Source organism: Streptomyces sp. NPDC058964 (assembly GCF_042741275.1).
GTDB lineage: Bacteria > Actinomycetota > Actinomycetes > Streptomycetales > Streptomycetaceae > Streptomyces.
Genome location: NZ_JBHYKH010000726.1, coordinates 1 through 3,417, shown reverse-complemented (window position 1 = coordinate 3,417; position 3,417 = coordinate 1). Strand labels below are relative to the sequence as shown.

Annotated in this window: 3 protein-coding genes; all 3 read right to left on the bottom strand. The window is 69.1% G+C overall.

Features of this window, described 5'->3' with window-relative positions:
- Positions 1-6: 6 nt before the first annotated feature.
- Positions 7-1,437, bottom strand: coding sequence for a GH1 family beta-glucosidase (locus ACFW2E_RS43745; RefSeq protein ID WP_384476822.1), 1,431 nt, complete (start codon positions 1,435-1,437; stop codon positions 7-9).
- Between the two features lie 113 nt (positions 1,438-1,550).
- On the bottom strand, positions 1,551-2,444 hold the full coding sequence (locus ACFW2E_RS43740) for a carbohydrate ABC transporter permease (RefSeq protein WP_384476819.1): 894 nt from the start codon (positions 2,442-2,444) through the stop codon (positions 1,551-1,553).
- Positions 2,441-3,417 (bottom strand): carbohydrate ABC transporter permease (locus ACFW2E_RS43735; protein WP_384476816.1); only part of this gene is annotated, 977 nt, incomplete at its 5' end. The genes ACFW2E_RS43735 and ACFW2E_RS43740, both read right to left, overlap by 4 nt.

Here is a 3,417-nt window from a genome sequence, read left to right as displayed (position 1 = left end):
GGCTCCTCACTCCGCCGCGGCCACCGCCGGCAGCGTTCCCGTACGAGCCGCCCGCGCGTACCACCGCGCGCTCGACTTCGGTGTCCGTGCCAGCGTCGCGTAGTCCACGTACACCGCCCCGAACCGCTTGCTGTAGCCGTACGACCACTCGAAGTTGTCCATCAGGGACCACAGGTAGTAGCCGCGCACGTCCGCGCCGTCCGTGATGGCCCGGCGGACCTCCGCCAGATGGCCGTGCAGATAGGCGATGCGCTCGGGGTCGTGCACCCGGCCGTCCGGGTCGGGCTTGTCGTCGTAGGCCGCGCCGTTCTCGGTGATGTACAGCGGCAGGCCGGGCGCCTCCCTCGTGTACCGCATGATCAGGTCGTGCAGGCCCGTCGGGTCGATCGTCCAGCCCATCTCCGTGCGCTCGCCCGGCGTCTGGTGGAAGGCGACGTCGTCCGCGCCCGGCCAGGGCGAGTGGCTGCTCGCGCCGTGTCCGTCCGCGCGCGGGCCGGACACCGTCGTGTCCGCCGCCGAGACCAGGGCCGGCGTGTAGTAGTTCAGGCCCAGCGCGTCCAGCGGCTGGTGGATCGCCTGCAGATCGCCGTCGTGCACGTAGGACCAGTCGGTGATCGACCCCGTCGCCTCGAAGAGCGACTTCGGGTACGCCCCGTGCAGGATCGGGCCGTGGAAGACGCCATTGGCCAAGTCGTCGATCTTCCGCGCCGCCACCAGGTCCGCCGGGTCCTGCGACAGCGGACGTACCACCGAGGAGTTGAGGCTGATCGCGACCGAGTTGCGGGACGGCATCACCGAGCGCAGGGCCGAAGCGCCCAGCCCGTGCGCCAGGTTGAGGTGGTGGGCGGCCCTCAGCGAGGCCACCGGGTCCGTACGGCCGGGGGCGTGCACGCCCGAGCCGTACCCCAGGAAGGCGCTGCACCAAGGCTCGTTGAGCGTGATCCACTGCTCCACCCGGTCGCCGAGCGCCTCGCCGACGATCTGCGCGTACTCGGCGAAACGGTAGGCGGTGTCCCGCTCCGGCCAGCCGCCCGCCTCCTCCAGCTCCTGCGGCAGGTCCCAGTGGTAGAGGGTGACCGCGGGCCGGATGCCGTGGGCGAGGAGTTCGTCCACGAGGCGTCGGTAGAAGTCCAGGCCCACCTGGACCGCCGGGCCCCGGCCCGTGGGCTGCACCCGCGACCAGGAGATCGAGAACCGGTAGGCGTTCAGGCCGAGCTCGGCCATCAGCGCCACGTCTTCGCGGTAACGGTGGTAGTGGTTGACAGCGATGTCACCGGTCTCGCCACCGGCCGTCTTGCCCGGCGTATGGCTGAAGGTGTCCCAGATCGAGGGGGTGCGGCCGCCCTCCCGCACCGCTCCCTCGATCTGGTAGGCGGAGGTGGCGGCGCCCCAGAGGAAGGCAGAAGGAAAAGTCACGGAGTTAACGGGTTCAGGCATGGAAGCGCTCCCATGAAAGGTCGTGTGGACCGAAGGGTGAAGGGCGAGGGGGTGAGGGGCCGGGGCGGCGGTGGCCCGGCCCCGAAGGGCCTGCTGTGCGGCGCGGACGGGGATCAGCCCTTGATCGCGCCCTGCATGATCCCGCCCACGATCTGCTTGCCGAACAGGAGGAAGGCGATGAGCAGTGGCAGCGTACCGAGCAGCGCGCCCGCCATGATCACCGCCTGGTCCGGGACATAGCCCGTACCGAGCGAGTTGAGCGCGACCTGCACGGTCGGGTTCTGCTGGTTCAGGGCGATGATCGGCCACAGGAAGTCGTTCCAGGCGAACACGAAGGTCAGCAGGCCGAGCACGGCCATCGCGGGCCGCGCCGCCGGGAACACCACGTGCCACACGATCCGCAGGCTGCTCGCCCCGTCCACCCGGGCGGCCTCGATCAGTTCGGACGGCAGCGCCTGCACCAGGTACTGCCGCATGAAGAAGGTGCCGAACGCGGTCACCAGGCTGGGCAGGATGACCGTCTGCAGCTGGTTCGACCAGCCGAGGTTCGCCATCCACAGGTACAGCGGTACGACGGCCAGCTGCGGCGGGATCATCATCGTGCCGATGGTCAGCAGCAGGAGCACGTTCGAGAACCGGAACCGCAGCTTGGCGAAGGCGAATCCGGCCAGGGTGGAGAACACGACCGTGCTGACGGTGATCGTGCCGGCGACGAGCGTGGAATTGACCATCGCGGTGCCGAGCCCGGCCTGGTCCCAGGCGGCCTCCATGTTCTTGAACAGGTTCCCGCCGAACCACAGCGGCGGCGGCGTCTGGGCCAGCCTGCGGTCCGTGCGGGAGGCCGCGACGGCGGTCCACACCAGCGGGGCCAGCGAGACCAGCGCGAAGACGGTCAGGACGACGTAGGTGACCGGGCCCGCGTGCATCTGCCTGCCCGCACCCATCACCCGGCGACGGCCGGCCTTGGCCTTTGACGCCTGGGGCAGCGTCAGTTCACTGGTGGTCATTGGGACTTCCTCAACCGTCGGGTGAGCAGCAGGTTGATCGCGGCGACGATCAGCAGGATCAGGAACATCGACCAGGCGATCGCGGACGCCTTGCCGAGGTTGCCGATGATCCAGCCCTGGTCGTACATGTACAGGCCGAGGGTCTGGTACTGGTGCTCGGAGCCGCCCTTGGAACCGCTGACGCCGCCGAACAGCAGCACCTCGCCGAAGAGCTGGGTGGCGCCGATGGTGGAGACCACCACGGTGAACAGGATCGTCGGCCTGAGCTGCGGAATCGTCACGTGCCGGAACTGCTGCCAGCGGTTGGCGCCGTCCAGCGCCGCCGACTCGTACAGGTCGGCCGGGATCGCCTGCATCGCCGCCAGGTAGATCAGGGCGTTGTAACCGGTCCACCGCCAGATCACGATCGTCGAGACCGCGAACTGTGAACCCCAGTCCGCTTCACGCCAGTTGACCGGATCCACCCCGAAGAAATGCAGGATCCAGTTGACCATGCCGCCGTCCCACGAGTACAGCAGCGTGAACACCAGCGTCGCCGCCGCCACCGAGGTGGCGTACGGGGTGAGCATCACCACGCGCCACACGGTGGAACCGCGCAGCTTGTAGTTGAGCAGATGGGCGAGCCCGAGCGCCGCCAGCAGCTGCGGCACCGTCGAGATCAGACCGATGGTGAAGGTGTTCTTCAGGGCGTTCCAGAAGAAGTCCGAGGACAACAGGTTCTTGTAGTTGTCCAGGCCCGCCCAGGTCTGGTGGTGCAGCGACGACAGCTGCACGTTGTGCAGCGAGTACCAGGCCGTGTACAGCAGCGGGACCAGCGAGAAGGCCCCGAAGAGGACGAAGAACGGGGCGACGAACGCGTACGGCGACGCCTTCATGTCCCAGCGGTACAGCCGGCTGCGCCAGGAGTCGGCGCCCGCCGGCGTACCGCGACCACGAGCGCCCCGGGCCGGCGCGGCCGGGGGGGCCGGCGGCG

What these genes read in the sequence shown, in the direction of transcription:
- ACFW2E_RS43745 (WP_384476822.1), bottom strand. Translation starts at nt 1,437, where the DNA reads ATGCCTGAACCCGTTAACTCCGTGACTTTTCCTTCTGCCTTCCTCTGG.
- ACFW2E_RS43740 (WP_384476819.1), bottom strand. Translation starts at nt 2,444, where the DNA reads ATGACCACCAGTGAACTGACGCTGCCCCAGGCGTCAAAGGCCAAGGCC.